We start from the raw sequence: 21,695 nt of genomic DNA, 5'->3' as shown, positions 1-21,695 counted from the left end.
GTGGTACGGCAGCGGCCGGCAAGCCATCCAATGAACGCATTTGTATAAAGTTTGGACGCATCAGCCAGCTAATCCTTTAAAATTAGGTTGATTATAACTCTCTCTTTTTGAAAAAGAATTCAACGTATGCGCGCCTCACGATTTTTTATTTCAACTCTCAAAGAAGCTCCGTCCGACGCTGAAATCGTCAGCCACAAACTGATGATGCGCGCGGGCATGATCAAGCGCCTCGGCTCGGGTATCTACACCTACATGCCGATGGGCCTGAAAGTGATCCGCAAGGTCGAAGCCATCATCCGCGAAGAGATGAACAAGTCTGGCGCCATCGAGCTGCTGATGCCCCTGGTGCAGCCGGCCGAGCTGTGGCAGGAAACGGGCCGCTGGGACAAGATGGGCCCGGAACTGATGCGCGTGAAGGATCGTCACGGCCGCGAGTTCGCGATCCAGCCCACGTCGGAAGAAGTCATCACGGATGTTGTTCGTTCGGAAATTAAATCCTACAAGCAGCTTCCGTTGAATTTTTACCACATTCAGACGAAATTCCGCGACGAGCGCCGTCCCCGTTTCGGCCTGATGCGCGGCCGCGAATTCACGATGAAGGATGCGTACTCGTTCGACCGCGACCTGGAAGGCATGCAAAAGTCTTACCAGATCATGTTCGATGCGTACACCAGGATCTTCACCCGCTTTGGCCTGAAATTCCGCGCCGTGGCCGCCGACAACGGCGCCATTGGCGGCACCGGTTCGCATGAATTCCACGTGATTGCGTCCACCGGCGAAGATGCACTGGTCTACTGCCCAACCTCGGATTTCGCGGCCAACATGGAAGCGGCCGAAGCCGTCGCCTCCGGCACCCGCGCCGCGCCTGGCGCCGCGCTGGAAAAAACCTCGACCCCGAAAGCGCAGAAATGCGAAGACGTGGCCAAGCTGCTCAACATCGACCTGAAAAACACGGTGAAAACCATCGCGCTGACGGTGGAAGCGGACGGCAAGAAGCAGTACTTCATGCTGCTCTTGCGCGGCGACCACGAACTCAATGAAATCAAGGTCGGCAAGGTGCCGGGCCTGGCGCAGCACCGCTTCTCGACCGAAGAGGAAATCGCCGAAGTGTATGGCTGCGTGCCGGGCTACCTGGGCCCGATCGGGACCAAAGCGCCTGTCACCGTGGTGGCCGACCGCACCGTGGCGCTGATGTCGGACTTCGTCACCGGCGCCAATGAAGCGGATTACCACTACACGGGCGCCAACTGGGGCCGCGACATGGCCGAGCCAAGCCTCGTGGCCGACTTGCGCAACGTGGTGGAAGGCGATGCGTCGCCGGACGGTAAAGGCGTGCTGGCCATCGAGCGCGGCATCGAGGTGGGCCACGTGTTCCAGCTGGGCACCGCGTACTCGCAATCGATGAACGCGACCTTCCTGGACGAACAGGGCAAATCCGCGCCGCTGCAAATGGGTTGCTACGGCATTGGCGTGACCCGCATCCTGGGCGCCGCCATCGAACAGAACTTCGACGACAAGGGCATTATCTGGCCGACGTCGCTGGCGCCGTTTGAACTGGTGCTGTGCCCGATGGGTTACGACCGCAGCGAGATGGTCAAGGAAGAAACGGACAAGCTGTACGCGGCGGCGGAAGCGGCCGGCATCGACGTCATCGTCGACGACCGTGGCCTGCGTCCCGGCGCGATGTTCGCGGACTGGGAATTGATCGGCGTGCCGCACCGCGTCGTGATCGGCGAGCGCGGCCTGAAAGAAGGCAACCTGGAATACCAGGGCCGCCGCGATACCGAAGCGACCGCCGTGCCGGTGGCCGACATCGTCAACTTCATCAAGGGCAAAGTGCAACCGTGAACCGGCGTCACCACCAGCGGCCTGGCGCCGACCGGCGCCGACTCCGGGCGCTTCCCCTGCGCTGGTGGTATAGCTTGGCCCTGATGACTGGCATGCTGGCGGCGCCGTACGGCTTTGCCGGCAACCAGCAGGAAGAAGCGCTGGCCGACTCCGTGCGGCTGGCGCTGTCCAACGCCATCCTCGATGCGCGCCCCCCGAAACCTGTTTTCACCAGCGCGACCGACCACCAGCGCTACCAGACCTGGTTCGCCGATCTGTCGGGACGCCTGCAGCGCAAGCTGCCGGACGACCAGGTGCGCACGGAATTCCTGGAAACCCTGTGGTACGAGACCAAGCGGGCAGGGCTCGATCCCGGGCTGGTGCTGGGGCTGATCCAGGTGGAGTCGGCGTACCGCAAGTACGCCGTATCGGTTGTGGGCGCGCGCGGCTACATGCAGGTGATGCCGTTCTGGACTAACGTGATCGGCGACGCGGACCGCCGCAAGCTGTTCAACATGCAGACGAATTTGCGCTATGGCTGCGCCATCCTGCGCATGTACATCGATATGGAGAAGGGTAATCTGTTCCTGGCGCTGGGCCGCTATAACGGTTCGCGCGGCAAGCCGGAATATCCGAACGCGGTGCTGGCCGCGTGGAACAAGTGGAAGCACACGCCCGGCGCGGGCGTCACGCTGGCCGCCTCACCGTAATTTCTTCTTGCGCTCCAAATTAAAAAGCCCCGGGCCTTCGCAGGCGCCGGGGCTTTTCGCGTGCGTTGCGCAACGCGCCGCGTTCAGCTCAGGTGATCGGAGATCAGCTTGGTCATCTCGAACATCGACACTTGCGCCTTGCCGCCGAAGACGGCTTTCAGCTTGTCGTCCGCATTGATCATGCGGCGGTTGGCCGCGTCTTGCAGGTTGTGCTTTTTGATGTAGTCCCAGACTTTCTTGGTGACTTCAGTGCGAGGCAGTGGGTTGGCGCCCACCACGGGAGCCAGCGTTGCCGATGGCTTCATTTCTTTCATGAAGGCTGCGTTGGGCTTGCGCGCTGGCGCTGCCTTGGCTGCAGGTTTTGCCGCTGGTGCCGCTTTCTTGGCTGCAGGCTTGGCCGCCGCCGCTTTTTTTGCTGGTGCTGCTGGGGTTTTCTTGGCTGTTGCCATATTCGAGCCTCCTTAACGAACACTGAAATAGTTGCGCAATTCAATCGCACGGCTAATATTGGTGGGGATTTGCCCAGTATGCAAGTGTTTTTCGTGTTTTTTCACGGAAACGATACGGAAAAGTCCGACACTGTGGAAACCATGCGCCGCCATAGGGGACTTAACGCATACCCGGCATCATGCCCTTCATGGCGCGCATCATCTTCATCATGCCGCCGCCGGACAGTTTTTTCATCATGGTCTGCATTTGCTCGAACTGGTTCAGCATGCGGTTCACTTCCTGCACCTGCACGCCCGCGCCGGCCGCGATGCGGCGTTTGCGGTTGGCCTTGATCAAGTCCGGCTTGGCGCGTTCGGCCGGCGTCATCGAGTCGATGATGCCGACCATGCGGCGTACCTGCTTGTCGGCCTGGTCCATGTTGGCGCCGCCGGCCGCTTGCTGGAACTGCGCCGGCAGTTTGTCGACCAGGCTGGCCATGCCGCCCATTTTCTTCATCTGGCCCAGCTGCGCCTTGAAGTCATTCATGTCGAACTTGCCGCCCGACTTGACCTTGGCCGCCAGGTCGGCCGCCGCCTTGGCGTCGACGCCTTTGCGCGCCTCTTCCACCAGCGCCATGATGTCGCCCATGCCCAGCACGCGGCTGGCCATGCGGCTCGGGTCGAACGCTTCCAGGCCGTCCAGCTTTTCCGACACGCCTGCAAACTTGATCGGCTTGCCCGTTACGTGGCGCACCGACAGCGCCGCACCGCCGCGCGAATCGCCATCGAGCTTGGTCAGCACGATACCGGTCAGCGGCAGCGCATCGTTGAACGCCTTGGCCGTGTTGATGGCATCCTGGCCCAGCATGGCGTCGACCACGAACAGGGTTTCAATCGGCTTGATCGCGCCGTGCACGGCGGCGATCTCTTTCATCATTTCTTCATCGATACCGAGGCGGCCCGCGGTGTCGACGATCAGCACGTCGTGGTAATGCTTTTTCGCCCAGTCCAGCGCGGCCAGCGCGATGTCGACTGGCTTGTCCTGCGGCGTGGACGGGAAGAAATCGGCGCCGGCCTGGCCGGACACGGTTTTCAGCTGGGCGATCGCGGCGGGACGGTAAACGTCGGCCGACACGGTCAGCACTTTCTTTTTCTTTTCTTCCTTCAGGTACTTGGCCAGCTTGCCGACGGTGGTGGTTTTACCCACACCTTGCAGGCCGGCCATCAGGATGATGGCGGGCGGCTGCTGGGCAAAGCTCAACTGGGTGGCTTCCGGCCCCAGGTCGGCGCCCATCAGGGCCGCCATTTCGCGCTGCACCACGCCGACCAGCGCCTGGCCCGGCGTCAGCGAGGAAATCACTTCCTCGCCCATCGCCTTTTCCTTGACCTTGGCAATGAATTCCCGCACCGCCGGCAGGGCGACGTCCGCCTCCAGCAGCGCCATGCGCACTTCGCGCAGCATTTCCGCCGTGTTGGCTTCGGTCAGGCGCGCCTCGCCGCGCATGGTCTTGACGACTTTGGCAAGGCGTTGAGTCAGATTGTCTAGCATGTAAGGCCTACTATATATAGAGGGTGCAAAATGCCGCCATTCTACCTTAATCCCTCTGCGCCCCTGTCCCCCGGTGTGACTACGCTGGCGATGTTTTTTTGATTTCCTTGCTTTATATCTATTAGTGCTTGGTATGATCTGTTCACAATCTGATTTGGCTGGTTGACTATTCCTGGGAGACACGAAGCAATGAAGAAAACAGCGTTCGTAAAAACAATGGTGGCGGCAGCGCTGGCGGCGGCCGTTCTGGCGCCGGCACAGGCGCAGGACGTGGTCCGCCTGGGTAACCTGAAATTCGCGCATTACGGCGCGGTGTCGTACATCAAGGAGATCGCGCCCAAGTGCGGCATCAAGGTGGAAGAGCACATGTTCGCCAAGGGGCTGGACGTGATGCAGGCCATCATTGCCGGCGAACTCGATGTCGGCACCACGGCGTCGGAAGCGGCGATTTCCGGCCGCGCGGGCGGCGCGCCGATCTACGTGGTGGCCGGCTTTGCCAAGGGCGGGGCGCGGCTGGTGGGACGGTCCGACCTGAAAATGAAGTCGCTGAAGGATTTGAAGGGCAAGAAAGTCGGCGTGACGCGGGGCGGCATCCAGGAAGTCCTGCTGCTGGCGGAATTGCAGCAGGCGGGCCTGACCGCGTCGGACCAGCCGGGCAAGGATGTGCAACTGGTGTTCCTGGCGTACGCGGACTTGAACCAGGCGCTGCTGGGCAAGAACATCGACGCCATGATGCAGTCGGAACCGCAATCGTCGCAAGCCATCAACAAGGGTTTTGGCGCGGAAATGCTGAAGCCGTACGACACGCCGATCGGCGAGCCGATCCGGACCATGGTGATGACGGAAAAGTTCTACAAAGAGAAGCGCCCGGTGGCGGAAAAGTTCATGCGCTGTTTCGTGGAAGCCACCAAGACTTTTATCGACCAGCCCGCGACGGCGGAAAAATACGTGCGCGAAGTCGTGTTCAAGGGCCAGATCACCAGCGACGATTTCCAGGATGCGATCAGCAATTCGCCGTATTCGTATGACATCACGCCGGACCACATCCAGGTCACCACGGACGTGATGGTGAAAACCGGCGTGGGCCGCATGGCGCGTCCGCCGGTGGCGAAAGAGTGGGTCAAGACCGACTTGCTGGACGGGGCGAAAAAGAGCCTGGGCGTCAAATAAGGGAGAGTCATGGGCAAATGGCGCAAGACGTGGAAAGAGGCGGGTGTCGGCATGGTGGTGCCGGCCGTGGCCATCGCCATCTGGCAAGTGGTGGCGATGAATGGCTGGGTCAATCCGCAAGTATTGCCGGCGCCGCTGGCCGTGGTGGAAAAGTGGATTGCCTACCTGTTGCCGCTGCAACCGTATGTGGCGGAGCAGGGCAGCTGGCTGGCCTGGGCCTTCTCGGGCGAGTTGATCCATGACGCCATGGGCAGCATGTACCGCGTGGGCGTGGGCTTTGTCATCGGCGCCGGGCTGGCGCTGCCGCTGGGCTTGCTCATGGGGGCCAGCCCCCGCGTCTATGCGTGGATGAACCCGCTGGTGCAATTGCTGCGGCCGATTCCCCCCATTGCCTATATCCCGCTGTCGATCCTGTGGTTCGGCCTGGGCAATCCGCCGGCCGTGTTCCTGATTTCACTGGGCGCGTTTTTCCCCGTGCTGATGAATACCATCGCCGGCGTGCGCCAGGTCGACGGTATTTATATCAGAGCGGCGCGCAACCTCGGCGCGTCCGGGACCACGCTGTTCGTGCGCGTGATGCTGCCGGCCGCCGTGCCGTACATCCTGTCCGGCGTGCGGATCGGCATCGGTACCGCCTTCATCGTGGTGATCGTGTCGGAAATGATCGCCGTGAACAATGGCCTGGGCTTCCGTATCCTGGAAGCGCGCGAATACTTTTGGTCGGACAAGATCATCGCCGGCATGATCACGATCGGCTTGCTCGGACTGGCCATCGACGTGGCCATGAACCGCCTGAATAATTACCTGCTGCGCTGGCACCGGGGACTGGAGCATTGATGAGTGACACGCACATCCAGATTGAACGTGTGAACAAGGTGTTCAAGACCGCCGAGCGCGATGTGGTCGCGTTGCAGGATATCCAGCTGGAGATTCCCCGCGGCCAGTTCGTCTGCCTGCTGGGGCCATCGGGCTGCGGCAAGTCCACCCTGTTGAACGCCATCGCCGGCTTTGCGCCGCCCACCAGCGGCCGCATCGTGGCGGACGGCAAGGTGGTCGAAGCGCCGGGGCCGGAGCGCGGCATGGTGTTCCAGGAATATGCGCTGTTCCCGTGGATGACGGTGGAAGAAAACGTCGCCTTCGGCCTGGAAATCAAGGGCATGGCCAAAGCGGACATCGCCGCCACGGTGGCGCGCCTGCTGACCATGCTGTCGCTGCACGACTTCCGCCACCGCTATCCGAAAGACTTATCGGGCGGCATGCGCCAGCGGGTGGCGATTGCCCGCGTGCTGGCGCTCGATTCGCCGATCATGCTGATGGATGAACCGTTCGGCGCCCTCGATGCGCTGACGCGGCGCAACTTGCAGGACGAGTTGCTGCGCCTCTGGGCGGAGCTCAAGAAAACCATCATTTTCGTCACCCACAGTATCGAGGAAGCGATTTACCTGGCGGACCGTATCGTCGTCATGACGTACCGTCCCGGCACCGTCAAGCGCGATTCGCTGGTGACGCTGCCCCGCCCGCGCGATCCGGCCGCCCCGGCATTCAATGACCTCAAGCGCGAGCTGGGCATGCTGGTGATGGAAGAGCAACAACGCCACCATAACGATGAATTGCGCATGGCGGCGGTCGACTGATACCGGAAGCTGCCCCCACCTGAGCGGGCAGCCGATGGTAAACTAAACCCTTATGCAAACCATTTTCCTGATTGCAGCGACGCTGCTGTATGTTGTCTGCGCTGTCCTGCCGTCGCGGCAGGCGACGGCCATTTCTTCCGCAACCGCCGTGGCCTGGCTGCTGCATGGCGCCAGCCTGTGGCTGGGCGTGCTGACCCCGGGTTTCTTGCGCATCGGTTTTGCCACCATGCTGTCGTCCGCGCTGTGGATTTCCGTCGGCGCGTACTGGCTGGAAAACCGTAATTTCTCGCTGGACGGCTTGCGCCGCCTCGTCATGCCGACCGCCGCCGTGGCCGTGGCGCTGCAGGGCGTGTTCCCGGGCGCGCTGGTGCCGCTGGGGACGGCCATGCTGGGCTGGCATATTGCGATTGCCACGCTGGCCTACAGCACGCTGACCATTGCCGCCTTCCACGCCGTGCTGATGGCGCTGCAGGAATCGCGGCTGCACACGCGCGGCGAGGGGGGCGGCTTCCTGTCGTCGGCGCTGGACCAGTTGCCCGCGCTGCTGACGATGGAAAAACTGCTGTTCCGTATGATCGCGCTGGGTTTCCTGTTATTGTCGATGACGGTGCTGTCGGGCATCGTGTTTTCCGAAGAGTTGTTTGGCAAGGCGCTCAAGTGGGACCACAAGTCCGTCTTCACCTTGCTGTCGTGGCTGCTGTTTGCCGCGCTGCTGGCGGGCCGCCATTTCCGCGGCTGGCGTGGCAAGACTGCGCTGAGCTTTACGCTGGCGGGATTCGCCACCTTGCTGCTGGCCTATGTCGGCAGCCGCTTTGTCCTGGAAGTTGTGTTACATAGGGGAGTCGTCTGATGTCGCGTTTGTTGTTCTGGATCGCGTTGGCCTGTCTGGTGGTGGCGGCAGTCCGCTCGAAGTTGCGGCAGGCGGCCAAGCGCCACCAGCAGATGGAACAACCCGAGCAGCGCGAGCAAATCCGTCCGCAGCCCAACCGCGCCCGCGCGGAAGCGGCCGCCAATGCGGAAACCATGCTGTGCTGCGCCCACTGCGGCGTGTATTTCCCCGCTTCTGAAAATGTGCCGGCCGGCGGCCGCGATTACTGCAGCGCCGCCCATGCCCAGCTGTCGCCCCAATAAGCCTGTCACGTGGTTGCGCGCCTGCATTCCCTGACCAGCGAATCGCGCGCCACCTTCTGGCGTTCGCTGGATGCTTTGAACGGCACGCGGGTGGTGATCGCCATCGTGCTGCTGATTTACCAGAGCCTCGACGCGCGCGGCGTGCCGCTGCTGGCGGGGCATTCGGTGTACTTGCAGGCATGCCTGGGCTATCTGCTGCTGGCCGTGGGGTTCGTGCTGGTGACCACGTATCTGCGCCGGCGTTTCCTGTTGCAGCTGCTGACGCAGATCGCCTGTGACCTGGCCATTATTTCCCTCTTATATATAGGCGCGGGCGGCGTGCGCAGCGGACTGGCCATCCTGTACCTGTTCCCGCTGGCCGGCATGGCGATCCTGGCGCCATTGGTGCTGGCGCTGTTTTCCGCATCGCTGGTGGCGCTGTTCATGCTGGGCGCCAGCATCTGGCAAGTGTGGACCGATGGCGAACCCACGCTGCTGCAATCGGGCCTGTTTGGCGCATCGTTCCTGTCGGCCGTGGTGCTGGTCAACCGCATGGCGGCCAAACTGATCGGCCAGGAAGAGCTGGCGGTGCGGCGCGGCGTGGAGATCAGCGTGCAGCAGGCCGTCAACCGGCTGGTGATGTCGCACATGAGCGATGGCATCGTGGTGGTGGGACCACGCGGCGAAGTCTATGCCGGCAATCCCGCCGCGCAGCAGATGCTGGGCCTGGCGGGATTTGATTTGACCACACCCCTGTCCGGCCTGCCTTCGCTGTTGCCGATTGCCCAGGCTTACGACGACTGGCACGCCGACCGCAGCCTGGCCACCGCCTTTGTCACCATCAAGCCGTACACGGATCCGGCGCTGCAGGAAGTCACGGCGGCATGGAGCGCGCGGCGCGACATGGTGTCGCATTTGAAAGTGCGTTTCGCGGCGGTCGACACGGAAGGGCTGGACGTGGAGCGCAGCGTGATTTTCCTGCAAGACGTGACGGCCATTGAAAACCAGGCGCAGGAATTGAAGCTGGCGTCGATGGGCCGCCTGACGGCCAGCATCGCCCACGAAGTGCGCAACCCGCTGTCGGCGATCGGCCACGCGACATCGCTGCTGACGGAGGATTTGACGGCGCCCGTGCACGTGCGGCTGTTGAAAATCATCGGCGACAACGTGGCGCGCGTGAACCGCATGGTGGAAGACATCCTGCAACTGTCGCGCAAAGTGCAGCCGCATTGCGAACCGCTGGCGCTGGACGGCTTCCTGTCCGAACTGGTGGCGGAATTCGAAGAAACCCATGGACTGGCGGCCGATATCATTGATTTGCAGCCTGCGAAGAAGGCCGTGGTGCGTTTCGACCCGCTGCATTTGCGGGAAGTGCTCCTGAACCTGCTGAACAACGCGGTGCGCTATGCCAGCGCCGGACCGGCCAGCATCCGGCTGTTTGTCGTGACGGACCGCATGCGGCGCATGGAGTTGCACGTGCAGGATGACGGCCCCGGCATTTCTCCGGAAGTGCGGGCCCATTTGTTTGAACCGTTTTACACCACGTCCAGCAAGGGCACGGGGCTGGGCCTGTATCTGGCCCGCGAATTGTGCTTGAATAACGAAGCCATGCTGGACTATGAATACCGTTTCGATTCCGAGCAACATGCCGATGGCAGCCGCAAGTCCAGCGGCCGCTTTGTCATCACGTTTGCCGGCGCAGCCAAAGGCCTTGAATGAATACTACCCGCAGTTCCCCCCGCGTGCTGGTCGTCGACGACGAGGCCGACCTGCGCGAACTGCTGGAAATCACGTTGCTGAAAATGGGGCTGGACGTGGACAGCGCGGAAAACCTGGCACAGGCCCGGTCCTTGCTGGCGCAGCATGACTATGCGCTGGTACTGACGGACATGCGCCTGCCGGACGGACTGGGGTTGGAACTGGTGCGCGAAGTGTCGGCCGCGTTCCGCAACACGCCGATCGCCGTGGTGACCGCCTATGGCAGCACGGACAATGCGGTGGTGGCGCTGAAAGCGGGCGCCTTCGATTACATCAGCAAGCCGGTGGCGCTGGACCAGTTGCGCATGATGGTGCAATCGGCGCTGCGCCTGAACGCGCCGCCGTCTGAATCGAGCAGCGCACCCAAGGCGCCCAGCCGGCTGCGGGGCGAATCGGCCGTGATCCAGGCGCTGCGCGCACAGATTGCGCGGCTGGCCCGGTCGATGGCGCCGATCGCCATCACGGGCGAATCGGGCAGCGGCAAGGAACTGGCGGCGCGCGAAGTACATGCACAGGGCTCGCGCTCGGCCAAGCCTTTCATCGCGGTGAACTGCGGCGCGATCCCCGAAGCGCTGATGGAAGCGGAATTCTTTGGCTACCGCAAGGGCGCGTTCACCGGCGCCCAGGACGAGCGGGATGGCTTTTTCCAGGCCGCCAATGGCGGCACGCTGATGCTGGACGAGGTGGCGGATTTGCCGTTGCCGATGCAGGTGAAGCTGTTGCGCGCGATTCAGGAGCGGCGCGTGCGCAAGATCGGCGCCACGGTGGAAGAGCCGGTCGACGTGCGCATCATCAGCGCCACCCATAAAAACCTGGAAAAGCTGGTGGACGAGGGGCATTTCCGGCAAGACTTGTTTTACCGCCTGAACGTGATCGAACTGGCGCTGCCGCCGTTGCGCGACCGGCTCGACGACCTGGAAGTATTGACCGACGCCATCCTCGAGCGGCTTGGCACGTTTGATCAAAAAGTGCGGCTGGGACCCGGCGTGCTGGAAACGCTGCGCAGTTATTCCTTCCCCGGTAATGTGCGGGAACTGGAAAATATCCTGGAGCGGGCGCTGGCATTTGCCAACGATGGCGTGATTGAAGTGCGCGACCTGGCATTAAAAGGCGCACGCCTGGCCGATACGCCGCCCGGTTATCTGCCGCCGCCGGAATTGGAAGGGATCGAATCGCCGGCCTGGGCCAGGGCGCCGGAAGCGGCTGCCGCCGCCATTACGTCCGCCCATGAGGGTGCTAATACTTTCAATAGCGCCGTGAATATAGCGGCGCCCGCGCCGGCGCTTGCCGCCGCGGATAGTCCGCCGGCGGTGCAGAATATGCCGCCATTGCCGCCGCTGGATATATTGCCCAGCAACCTGCCGGAATATCTGGCGATGGTGGAGCGGGAAATTATCCAGCGTGCGCTGGCGCAAACCCAATATAACCGCACCCAGGCCGCCAGCCTGCTGGGCATCAGTTTCCGCCAGTTGCGGTACCAGATGCAAAAACTGAATATCCAGGAACCGGATTCGTGAACCCTGCGACATACTTTATTAATGCAGACGGCTGGTGCGACGGCGCGTTCCGCTATGATTCGCCGCATTGCAACGCGCGCCCGGACAGCGCGTCCATCGAGTTACTGGTGGTGCACAACATCAGTTTGCCCGCCGGCCGGTTTGGCGGCCCCCACGTGTCGGACCTGTTTACCGGCCGGGTAGACTATAATGCTGACCCGTCGTTTGCGGACTTGCGCGGCGTGCAAGTGTCGGCACACTTTTTTGTACGGCGCGACGGACGCCTGGTGCAATATGTTTCTTGCAACGACAGGGCGTGGCATGCGGGCGTGTCGCAATTCCAGGGGCGGGCCAATTGCAATGATTTTTCCATCGGTGTCGAGATGGAGGGAACTGACAATGTTGCTTTTTCGTCAGAGCAATATGAAGTGCTGGCGCAACTGGCCCAGGCATTGCAGAATCGCTACCCGTTGCGCTGGATAATGGGCCATGAGCACGTGGCGCCGGGCCGCAAGACGGATCCGGGACCATGCTTCGACTGGACATTGCTGGAGCGCCTGCTGAAAGAACAGGCAGCCGGAAATGATGCGTTAGTGCTTGCTCACCGGGTAACGCCTGCTGTTTAGGGCATCGCCAAATGTCAATAAAAAAATGGCTATCCGGTAGAAATTTAGCGCTTGCCGGGTCCCGGCGCCGTCACTACAATTAGTGCCAACAGTTGTACGACGCACTAGATTTAGTGCAAACAGTTGTCTTAACTATTGTCGATTACTTAAAGCTGGCTTTAGGGCAACGACAGAGAAAATCCCACAAAATGATGCTTAGCCAGCTGAAGCTTTTCGTCTGGCCGCTTCATTTTGTCCGTTAGTAACACGCGATAAGCGGCCATGCAGTCTTAATCAGGAGCTTCAATGCAATCTATTCACTCTTCTGACGTTTCCGTTCAGCCGGCAGCGCCGGCAGGCGCCACCCTGGCGCCCGTCGCAGGCGCCCTGGGCGACTACCGTATCATCCGGCGCAATGGCGCCGTGGTGGCGTTCGAGCCCTCGAAAATTGCCGTTGCCATGACCAAGGCTTTCCTGGCAGTGCAGGGCGGCCAGAGCGCGGCGTCGGCCAGCGTCCGTGAAATCGTTGAAGAGTTGACCCGCAATGTGGTGGCCGCACTGGTGCGCCGCCAGCCATCGGGCGGCACCTTCCATATCGAAGACGTGCAAGACCAGGTGGAACTGGCGCTGATGCGCTCCGGCCAGCATGACGTGGCCCGCGCCTACGTGCTGTACCGCGCCAAGCATATGGAAGAACGCCGCCTGAAGAAAGAAGCGGCCGGCGCCACCGCCATCGACGAACCGCAACTGCACGTGACGGAAAACGGCGAACGCCGTCCGCTGGTGATGCAGGAAGTGCGCGACCTGATCAACGCCGCCTGCTCCGGCCTGGAAAAGCACGTCGATGCGGACGCCATCCTGGCGGAAACCGTGAAAAACCTGTACGACGGCGTACCGGTCGAAGAATTGCACAAGTCCGCCATCCTGGCTGCCCGTGCGCTGATGGAAAAAGATCCGGCCTACTCGCAAGTGACGGCCCGCATCCTGCTGCACACGATCCGCAAGGAAGTGTTCGGCAAGGAAGTGGCGCAAGCCAAGGCGGCCGCGGAATACATCGAGTACTTCCCGAAATACATCGCCAAAGGTATCGAAGCGGAATTGCTGGACGCCGAACTGGCCAAGTTCGACCTGGCCAAGCTGGCCAAGGCGCTGGTGGCGGACCGCGACCTGCAGTTCGGTTACATCGGCCTGCAAACCCTGTACGACCGCTACTTCCTGCACGTACGCGATATTCGTATCGAAATGCCGCAAGCGTTCTACATGCGTGTCGCGATGGGCCTGGCCCTGAATGAAAGCAACCGCGAAGCGCGCGCCATCGAGTTCTACAACCTGCTGTCGACCTTCGACTTCATGTCGTCGACGCCGACCCTGTTCAACTCGGGCACCCTGCGTTCGCAGTTGTCGTCGTGCTACCTGACCACCGTGTCGGACGACCTGGAAGGCATTTACGACGCGATCAAGGAAAACGCCCTGCTGGCCAAGTTCGCCGGCGGCCTGGGCAACGACTGGACCCCGGTGCGCGCGCTGGGCGCCCACATCAAGGGCACCAACGGCAAATCGCAGGGCGTCGTGCCCTTCCTGAAAGTCGTCAACGACACCGCGGTGGCGGTCAACCAGGGCGGCAAGCGCAAGGGCGCGGTCTGCGCCTACCTGGAAACCTGGCACCTGGATATCGAAGAATTCCTGGACCTGCGCAAGAACACCGGCGACGACCGCCGCCGTACCCACGACATGAACACGGCCAACTGGATTCCCGACCTGTTCATGAAGCGCGTGATGGAAAAAGGCGACTGGACGCTGTTCTCGCCGTCGGAAACGCCTGACCTGCACGACAAGGTTGGCAAGGCCTTTGAAGCCGCCTATGTCGGCTACGAAGCCAAGGCTGCCGCCGGCGAAATGCGCAACTTCAAGAAAATTGCGGCGCTGGACCTGTGGCGCAAGATGCTGTCGATGCTGTTTGAAACCGGCCACCCATGGATCACGTTCAAGGACCCATGCAACATCCGTTCGCCGCAGTCGCACGTGGGCGTGGTCCACAGCTCGAACCTGTGCACGGAAATCACGCTGAACACCGGCCCGGACGAAATCGCCGTCTGCAACCTGGGTTCCGTCAACCTGCCGGCCCACATGAAAGAGGGCAAGCTGGACCACGTGAAGCTGCAGAAAACCATCCGCACCGCGATGCGCATGCTGGATAACGTGATCGACATCAACTATTACGCTGTCGACAAGGCCCGCAACGCCAACATGCGCCACCGTCCGGTCGGCCTGGGCATCATGGGCTTCCAGGACTGCCTGCACGTGATGCGCGTGCCGTTCTCGTCCCAGGAATCGGTGCAGTTTGCCGATACGTCGATGGAAGCGGTGTGCTACTACGCTTACCTGGCGTCGACCGAGCTGGCCGAAGAGCGTGGCCAATACGCTTCGTACAAGGGTTCGCTGTGGGACCGCGGCATCCTGCCGCAGGATTCCATCAAGCTGCTGGCCGAAGAGCGCGGCGGCTACCTGGAGCAAGACCAGGCTGAATCGATGGACTGGTCCGTGGTGCGCAACCGCATCAAGCAGTTCGGCATGCGCAACTCGAACTGCGTGGCGATCGCCCCGACCGCGACGATTTCGAACATCATCGGCGTGTCCGCTTGCATCGAGCCGACGTTCCAGAACCTGTACGTGAAGTCGAACCTGTCCGGTGAATTTACCGAGATCAACTCCTACCTGGTACGCGACCTGAAGGCGCGCGACCTGTGGGATGAAGTGATGATCGCCGACCTGAAGTACTTCGACGGTTCGCTGACCAAGATCGACCGCGTGCCACAAGACTTGCGCGACCTGTACGCGACGGCCTTCGAAGTGGAGCCAAGCTGGCTGGTGGAAGCCGCTTCCCGCCGCCAGAAGTGGATCGACCAGGCGCAATCGCTGAACATTTACATGGCCGGCGCATCGGGCAAGAAACTGGATGAAACGTACAAGCTGGCGTGGCTGCGTGGCCTGAAAACCACCTACTACCTGCGTACCATCGCGGCGTCGCACATGGAAAAATCCACCTCCAAAACCGGCGCGTTGAACGCGGTGGCGGTGGGCGGCGATGCCGGCGCATCGGCCGCGCCAGCCGTACCGGCCGCGGCGCCAGCCGCCGAGGTACAGGACGGCGCAGCATGTTACCTGCGTCCGGGCGACGACGGTTTCGAGGAATGCGAAGCTTGCCAGTAATGAATTAAATTTGACCGCGCCCCGTGCGCGGTCTTCTGTCTATATAAGGAAAAGAAAATCATGTTGTCCTGGGATGATGAAGCCGCGTCCGCCGCGCCTGTCCAACCTCAAGCCGCTGCTACCGAAGCCAGCGCCGATCAGATCGCGATGCGCGTGAATGCCGACGACAAGCGCATCATTAACGGCAAAACCGACGTCAACCAGCTGGTGCCGTTCAAATACAAGTGGGCCTGGGATAAATACCTTGCCGGCTGCGCCAACCACTGGATGCCGCAGGAAGTGAACATGCAGCGCGACATCGAGCTGTGGAAGAATCCGAATGGCCTGTCGGAAGACGAGCGCCGCCTGGTGAAACGCAATCTGGGCTTCTTCGTGACGGCCGACTCGCTGGCCGCCAACAACATCGTGCTGGGCACCTACCGCCACATCACGGCGCCGGAATGCCGCCAGTACCTGCTGCGCCAGGCGTTCGAGGAAGCCATCCACACCCACGCGTACCAGTACATCGTTGAATCGCTGGGCCTGGACGAAAAGGAAATCTTCAACGCGTACCACGAAGTCAAATCGATCCGCGACAAGGATGAATTCCTGATCCCGTTCATCAACACGCTGACCGACCCGGCCTTCACCACCGGCACCGTGGAGCAGGACCAGAAGCTGCTGAAATCCCTGATCGTGTTCGCCTGCCTGATGGAAGGCCTGTTCTTCTACGTGGGCTTCACGCAGATCCTGGCGCTGGGCCGCCAGAACAAGATGACGGGCGCCGCCGAGCAGTACCAGTACATCCTGCGCGACGAATCCATGCACTGCAATTTCGGCATCGACCTGATCAACACGATCAAGATGGAAAACCCGCAGCTGTGGACCGCCGCCTTCAAGGAAGAAATCAAGGCGCTGTTCCTGGAAGCGGTGGAACTGGAATACCGCTACGCCGAAGACACCATGCCGCGCGGCGTGCTGGGCCTGAACGCCACCATGTTCAAAGGCTACCTGCGCTTCATCGCCAACCGCCGCGCCACGCAGATCGGCCTGGAGACGCTGTTCGACCAGCCGGAAAATCCATTCCCGTGGATGAGCGAGATGATCGACTTGAAGAAAGAGCGTAACTTCTTCGAGACCCGCGTGACCGAGTACCAGACCGGCGGCGCGCTGAACTGGGACTAATCATCCTGCGCAAACCGGCGCAAACCGGCATTGCCTGCAAGGCCCGACGAGTGATCGTCGGGCCTTTTTCTTTTGCGTGCATGCAGCACTTGCGCAACAGACGCCGCGCTTCTATCGATATGCGGCGGCGCTTTGCGCTACACATGTGAATGCGTGCCGGGTTTCATTTGCGCGGGACGCGCAATGCATTCCGCAGTTTTGAAGCGCGCCTTATTCCATAAGGCTTTCTCGTTACAGCCGGCGGTGCCGGCGATCTATTCGGCGCGGTGCGAGTATCTGCGGACAGTGGTTCAAGTGCGATGAGGCGCCACTTCTTTTTTCCAATTCAGATGCTGTTTTACCTTGCTATCGTGCGTTACAGCGCTTATACCTAAAAAAAGCATGCGAAATCGTATCGTGCAGGTTGCGCTTTAATAAGGTTTTCGTGTACTTTACGAACTTGAATTTGCGTGAATTATCACAGAAGGTTTTTTGAACCAGATGTACCCGCAAAACGATCAACAATATGGGATACAGAGCACGCACAAGTATGCACAAGACCACGACGTTTTTACCTGACCGCCTCGCCTGAATAGAATCAGGCCCGGGCGGTTTTTTCTTTGAAAAGTAAAACAGGGAAAACCGTGAAGTCGGATGAAGTGAAATTCAGGAGCTGAGCACACGCCCGCATTTCACGCAATCGAAGAACAAGATTTAGCAGGTCGCCGACAGCACATTGCGAACGGCGGCCTCGATGGCTGAAGCGCTGCAAACGTGAGGAGTTGCAGCAGTTCAGCTGATGCCGAATTCATTAGCGCAAACGCAGCGTTTGTGCCGATGAATAATTCGCCCGGCGTGTGTGCCGGACGGGTTTAAATCTTGTGCGTAATTCTCATCTCTAGATGAAGGAGAGACCAAAATGGCTACAGCAAAAGCAAAGAAACCAGCAGCAGACAAAGCTGCTCCAGCTGCCAAGAAAGCAGCAACCGCAACCAAACCAGTAGCAAAGAAAGCCGCCGCCGCTAAACCAGCTGCGAAACCGGCCGCCAAAGCCGCCGCGAAACCGGCAGCGAAACCTGCAGCGAAGAAAGCCGCTGCAGCAAAGCCAGCCGCCAAGCCGGCAGCGAAGAAAGCAGCAGCAAAACCAGCCGCCAAGCCAGCAGCGAAGAAAGCCGCCGCTAAGCCGGCAGCAAAACCAGCAGCGAAGAAAGCCGCTGCTAAACCGGCAGCAAAACCAGCAGCGAAGAAAGCCGCTGCTAAGCCGGCAGCGAAACCAGCTGCCAAGAAAGCCGCTGCTAAACCGGCAGCCAAACCAGCCGCCAAGAAAGCCGCCGCTAAACCGGCAGCCAAACCAGCTGCCAAGAAAGCCGCTGCTAAACCAGCCGCCAAACCGGCTGCCAAGAAAGCCGCTGCTAAGCCGGCCGCCAAACCAGCTGCTAAAAAAGCTGCCGCCAAACCAGCCGCTAAACCAGCTGCCAAGAAAGCTGCTGCTAAACCAGCCGCTAAACCGGCTGCAAAGAAAGCCGCTGCGAAACCAGCCGCCAAGCCTGCCGCTAAAAAAGCTGCCGCGAAACCGGCCGCTAAACCCGCCGCTGCCAAGCCAGCCGCCGCTGCTAAACCTGCCGCCAAGCCCGCTGCCAAGAAAGCAGTAGCGAAGCCAGCAGCAAAAAAAGCCGCGGCTAAACCGGCTGCAGCACCGGCCGCCGCACCAGCACCAGCCGCTGCCAAACCAGCCGCTAAAAAAGCTGCCCCTAAAAAAGCCGCCGCTCCGAAAGTTGAGGCGCCTAAAGTAGAAGCGAAACCAGCTGCTGTTGCTGCACCGGCTCCTGCCGCTAAAACCGTGCTGACGCCGGCCGCCGCCTGGCCGTTCCCGACCAGCACCCGCCCATCCTGATTTAATTAGGGGGACCCGATTCCCCTATGGGCAAAGGCCGCTGTGTGAGAGAATCGCACGGCGGCTTTTTTAATTATCGGAGGGACTTTGTGCTGAGTATCGTCATGCTGATTGTTAACACCATCGCCGGTTTATTGGGGGCGGTGCTGTTACTGCGTTTCTGGATGCAAGCCATTCGCGTCCGTCCGCCATCCTCCGTGGCGCAATTCACATTTCAATTATCGGATTGGCTGGTCCGGCCGCTGCGCCGGCTCGTTCCCGGCGTCGGCGGTTTTGACTGGGCCAGCCTGATTGGCGCGTTCCTGATCGTCTTTCTTGCCACGTCCGTCATGTTTATCGCCGGCGTGTCCTGGCAAGTGGTGTTGCTGATGGCGCTGCAGCGTTTCCTCGAATGGATTCTGTACGGCTTTATGGCGCTGCTGGTGATCGAAGCGATCTTCAGCTGGGTCAACCCGCACGCGCCGCTGGCGCCCTTCATCCGGGCGTTAAACGAGCCGCTGCTGCGCCCCATCCGCCGCGTGGTGCCGCTGGTGGGCAACCTGGACTTGTCGCTGCTGGTGGCGCTGATCCTGCTGCAGATTGCGCAGCAAGTGCTGGCCATCCTGTTCAGCCACTAAAAACACGGTACGGTAAAAAGAAAAGGGCAGCGAAAGCTGCCCTTGCCGTTTCAGCGCCGCCGCTTATTCGTATTTGAAGCCGAATGCCGCTTCAAAGCGCGCGCCGATCTGTTCCTTGGTCAGCACATGGTTCTGGCCGCCCTTGTGGGCGATCTTGATGGCGCCCAGCAGGCTGGCCAGGCGGCCGGTGGTTTCCCAGCCCAGGTCGTGCGTGATGCCGTACAGCAGGCCGGCGCGGTACGCGTCGCCGCAGCCGGTCGGATCCAGCACGGCTTCCGCTTCCACCGCCGGAATATCGATGCGCTTGCCGTCGGTATAGATTTCCGAACCCTTGTCGCCACGCGTGACGATCAGCGCTTCCAGGCGCGACGCGATTTCCGGCAGCGACAGGCCGGTCTTCGACATCAGCAATTCGATTTCATAATCGTTGCAGGTGACGTAGGTGGCTTTGTTGATAAAGTCGATCAACTGTTCGCCATTGAACATCGGCATTTGCTGGCCCGGATCGAACATGAACGGGATTTTCAGGTCAGCCAGGTCGGCCGCGTGTTTCAGCATGCCCAGGTGGCCGTCCGGCGAGATGATCGCGACTTTCGCCGGGCCCGCATTGGCGACCGGATTTTCATGGGCAAACGACATGGCGCCCGGGTGGAAGGCATTGATCTGGTTGTTTTCAATGTCGGCCGTGACGAAGCATTGCGCCGTGTACGCATCGCCCTTGATCAGGATATTGTGGGTCGAGATATCCAGCTTTTGCAGGCGCGCCAGGTAAGGGCCGCTGTCCTGGCCCATGACGCCGACGATGCGGCCTTCGCCGCCCAGCAATTTCAGGTTGTAGGCGATATTGCCGGCGCAGCCGCCGTATTCGGTACGCATGGTCGGCACCAGGAACGACACGTTCACCTTGTGCAGCTGGTCGGCCAGCAGGGTGTCGCCGAAGCGGCCTTCGTGCTGCATGATGTAGTCGATCGCGAGCGAGCCGCAGATGAGGGAAGTCTGGTTCATAGTGAGTTAGGGGTAAAAGACTGCGATGTGGTAGCCCGACGCTTTCACGCGGGACAGTTCGAAATACAGTTTGACCGGCTGCTCGGAGCGGGGCAGGAACCCGGATGCGGCATCGGCGCCAGGCGGCAAATAGTCGCGCGGCGCGAAGACGCGGCGCAGCACCGGCTTGTCGGCGCTGTCGTTGAGGATCAGCTCGATGTGCGGCCAGCTTTGCGCCGTGGCGGACTGGTTGCGCAGCGACGTCGCGAAGCTGAAGATATTGTCCGCCATGGTTTGCAACTCGCCCTGGTCGATCGACAGCGCATCGAGCTGCGAAGGCAGCTCCACTTTGCATCCGATCAGCGCGCAACCGGCGACCAGCGCAGGTTTCAGGGCCGGCACGGCAGCGGCCAGCGGATTGCGGAACGTGGCCACGGCCTGGTAGGCCAGGCCGGCCAGCAGCAATGGCAGCGCGCACGCCATGGCGATACGCGACGCCTTGCCCCACTGTTCCTTGCGGCGGGAGCGCTTGACGAATCCAGGCTCTTCCGGCTCGCGCGCCGAAACCGGCGTGGCGGGTGCGGCAGGCTCCGGCGCCAGCGTGGCGGCGGCCGCGGACGACAGCGTGACGATATCGTCGTCATCGCCGTCATCGCCGGCCAGGCTGTGCACCGGGTGGGCGTCCGGCGCGGCCGTTGCCGGCGGCTCGTCGCCCAGGTGGTGCGCGTCGTCCCGATTACGCCAGACGCCGCCATCGAGCGTGTGGCCACGCTCATCAGTGCTGTGCAGTTCGCCGTCGTGGGCATGCGGATACGCGTCCAGCTCGAAACTGTCGTGCAGGGCGACCGCGGCCAGGTGTTCGTCCGGAATCTCCAGCGTGGGTTCGAGGCGGCCGTCAAAACGGTGCTCGTCGAACGCCGGCTCAGCCAGCACGTCGGCCGATGCATCCGGCTGCGCCGGGACGTCATCGTCCACCGGGAGCGCCTCGTCGGGGGCGGGGTGGTCGACGTCGATATTGAAATCGAGGTCGAACGCGTCGTCGTGTTCTTTGCCGAGCGCGGGGAGGGTGGCGGTCGCTTCGGCAGTGTCGGCCGGGGCCGGTTCCGGCATCGGCGCCGCCGGTGCGGGCGTTTCGTCGCCATTCAAGTCCAGGTCGAAATCGGGTTCCTGGGCCAGTTCCGGCGCCGGTTCAGGTTCCGCATCCGGCGCAGGTTCTGGCAACAGCTCGTGCACCGGTTCCGGCGCAGCTTCGGCAATCGGCGCCGCTTCCGCCACGACTTCATCTTCGGCGTGCGGCAATGCATCGGCGGTACCGGTATCCGGCGCGGCGTCAGACGGTGCAGGCGCGGCGACGGCAGCGGGCGCCGTATCGTGAACCGGGTCGGGGAGATCGATGATGACGGGCGTGCGCGGCGCCGGATCGACCAGCGCGGCATTGCCGTCAAAGACTTCGTTACAGGCGCCGCAGCGGACTATGCCCCCGCGCAACTTCAACTGGTCGTGCGCGACCCTGAACGTCGTATTGCAATGGGGGCATTTGGTGGCGAGCGCCATCGGGGG

18 protein-coding genes are annotated in these 21,695 nt (G+C 61.5%); 13 read left to right on the top strand and 5 right to left on the bottom strand.

Annotation, left to right across the window (positions count from 1 at the left end; genetic code table 11):
* The first annotated feature begins 126 nt into the window (after positions 1 to 126).
* A complete protein-coding gene (locus GJ700_RS22975) occupies positions 127 to 1,848 on the top strand; it encodes a proline--tRNA ligase (RefSeq protein WP_154378274.1) in 1,722 nt (573 codons plus the stop codon).
* A gap of 83 nt (positions 1,849 to 1,931) precedes the next feature.
* Entirely contained in the window at positions 1,932 to 2,537 is a 606-nt protein-coding gene (locus GJ700_RS22970) for a lytic transglycosylase domain-containing protein (protein ID WP_154378452.1), read from the top strand.
* 83 nt (positions 2,538 to 2,620) lie between these two features.
* Here the strand turns inward: GJ700_RS22970 and GJ700_RS22965 are convergent, their stop codons facing one another.
* Both GJ700_RS22965 and ffh read right to left on the bottom strand, forming a co-directional pair.
* Positions 2,621 to 2,986: an SWIB/MDM2 domain-containing protein gene (locus GJ700_RS22965; RefSeq protein ID WP_154378272.1), complete on the bottom strand. Its 366-nt coding sequence runs from the start codon at positions 2,984 to 2,986 to the stop codon at positions 2,621 to 2,623.
* A 160-nt stretch (positions 2,987 to 3,146) separates the two neighbouring features.
* Positions 3,147 to 4,514: a signal recognition particle protein gene (gene ffh / locus GJ700_RS22960; RefSeq protein WP_154378270.1), complete on the bottom strand. Its 1,368-nt coding sequence runs from the start codon at positions 4,512 to 4,514 to the stop codon at positions 3,147 to 3,149.
* Positions 4,515 to 4,703: 189 nt separating this feature from the next.
* Between ffh and GJ700_RS22955 the strand changes: the two genes are divergently transcribed.
* The 10 genes from GJ700_RS22955 (at position 4,704) to GJ700_RS22910 (ending at position 16,661) form a co-directional block, all read left to right on the top strand.
* Entirely contained in the window at positions 4,704 to 5,684 is a 981-nt protein-coding gene (locus GJ700_RS22955; protein WP_195763984.1) for an ABC transporter substrate-binding protein, read from the top strand.
* A 9-nt stretch (positions 5,685 to 5,693) separates the two neighbouring features.
* Positions 5,694 to 6,521, top strand: a complete 828-nt coding sequence (locus GJ700_RS22950) for an ABC transporter permease (RefSeq protein ID WP_154378268.1) — start codon at positions 5,694 to 5,696, stop codon at positions 6,519 to 6,521.
* Positions 6,521 to 7,318, top strand: coding sequence for an ABC transporter ATP-binding protein (locus GJ700_RS22945; RefSeq protein ID WP_154378266.1), 798 nt, complete (start codon positions 6,521 to 6,523; stop codon positions 7,316 to 7,318). Before GJ700_RS22950 ends, GJ700_RS22945 begins: the two co-directional genes overlap by 1 nt.
* A 52-nt stretch (positions 7,319 to 7,370) precedes the next feature.
* Complete coding sequence (locus GJ700_RS22940) at positions 7,371 to 8,168, top strand: cytochrome C assembly family protein (RefSeq protein WP_154378264.1); 798 nt, start codon at positions 7,371 to 7,373, stop codon at positions 8,166 to 8,168.
* Positions 8,168 to 8,449: a PP0621 family protein gene (locus GJ700_RS22935; RefSeq protein ID WP_154378262.1), complete on the top strand. Its 282-nt coding sequence runs from the start codon at positions 8,168 to 8,170 to the stop codon at positions 8,447 to 8,449. The genes GJ700_RS22940 and GJ700_RS22935 overlap by 1 nt, the downstream gene beginning before the upstream one ends.
* A 9-nt stretch (positions 8,450 to 8,458) precedes the next feature.
* A complete protein-coding gene (locus tag GJ700_RS22930) occupies positions 8,459 to 10,147 on the top strand; it encodes a sensor histidine kinase (RefSeq protein ID WP_371868083.1) in 1,689 nt (562 codons plus the stop codon).
* Positions 10,144 to 11,703 (top strand): sigma-54-dependent transcriptional regulator, encoded by a 1,560-nt coding sequence (locus GJ700_RS22925; protein WP_154378260.1) that lies wholly within the window; start codon positions 10,144 to 10,146, stop codon positions 11,701 to 11,703. Before GJ700_RS22930 ends, GJ700_RS22925 begins: the two co-directional genes overlap by 4 nt.
* Entirely contained in the window at positions 11,700 to 12,308 is a 609-nt protein-coding gene (ampD, locus tag GJ700_RS22920; protein ID WP_371868082.1) for a 1,6-anhydro-N-acetylmuramyl-L-alanine amidase AmpD, read from the top strand. Before GJ700_RS22925 ends, ampD begins: the two co-directional genes overlap by 4 nt.
* Before the next feature lie 285 nt (positions 12,309 to 12,593).
* The gene (locus GJ700_RS22915; RefSeq protein WP_154378258.1) at positions 12,594 to 15,497 is read left to right on the top strand and encodes a ribonucleoside-diphosphate reductase subunit alpha; all 2,904 of its coding nucleotides are present in this window, start codon (positions 12,594 to 12,596) and stop codon (positions 15,495 to 15,497) included.
* 60 nt (positions 15,498 to 15,557) lie between these two features.
* The gene (locus GJ700_RS22910) at positions 15,558 to 16,661 is read left to right on the top strand and encodes a ribonucleotide-diphosphate reductase subunit beta (RefSeq protein ID WP_154378256.1); all 1,104 of its coding nucleotides are present in this window, start codon (positions 15,558 to 15,560) and stop codon (positions 16,659 to 16,661) included.
* Between the two features lie 771 nt (positions 16,662 to 17,432).
* On the opposite strand, the gene GJ700_RS22905 is transcribed toward GJ700_RS22910, so the two are convergent.
* A complete protein-coding gene (locus tag GJ700_RS22905; protein ID WP_154378254.1) occupies positions 17,433 to 18,521 on the bottom strand; it encodes a hypothetical protein in 1,089 nt (362 codons plus the stop codon).
* Between the two features lie 117 nt (positions 18,522 to 18,638).
* Between GJ700_RS22905 and GJ700_RS22900 the strand changes: the two genes are divergently transcribed.
* Positions 18,639 to 19,151: a YggT family protein gene (locus tag GJ700_RS22900; protein ID WP_154378252.1), complete on the top strand. Its 513-nt coding sequence runs from the start codon at positions 18,639 to 18,641 to the stop codon at positions 19,149 to 19,151.
* Positions 19,152 to 19,214: 63 nt separating this feature from the next.
* Here the strand turns inward: GJ700_RS22900 and GJ700_RS22895 are convergent, their stop codons facing one another.
* Positions 19,215 to 20,156, bottom strand: a complete 942-nt coding sequence (locus GJ700_RS22895) for a carbohydrate kinase family protein (RefSeq protein WP_154378250.1) — start codon at positions 20,154 to 20,156, stop codon at positions 19,215 to 19,217.
* Positions 20,157 to 20,162: 6 nt separating this feature from the next.
* A complete protein-coding gene (locus tag GJ700_RS22890) occupies positions 20,163 to 21,689 on the bottom strand; it encodes a DUF3426 domain-containing protein (RefSeq protein WP_154378248.1) in 1,527 nt (508 codons plus the stop codon).
* Positions 21,690 to 21,695: the final 6 nt, after the last annotated feature.

It is taken from the genome of Pseudoduganella rivuli (assembly GCF_009674485.1).
GTDB lineage: Bacteria > Pseudomonadota > Gammaproteobacteria > Burkholderiales > Burkholderiaceae_D > Rugamonas > Rugamonas rivuli_B.
This window is presented reverse-complemented; position numbering and strand designations above follow the sequence as displayed.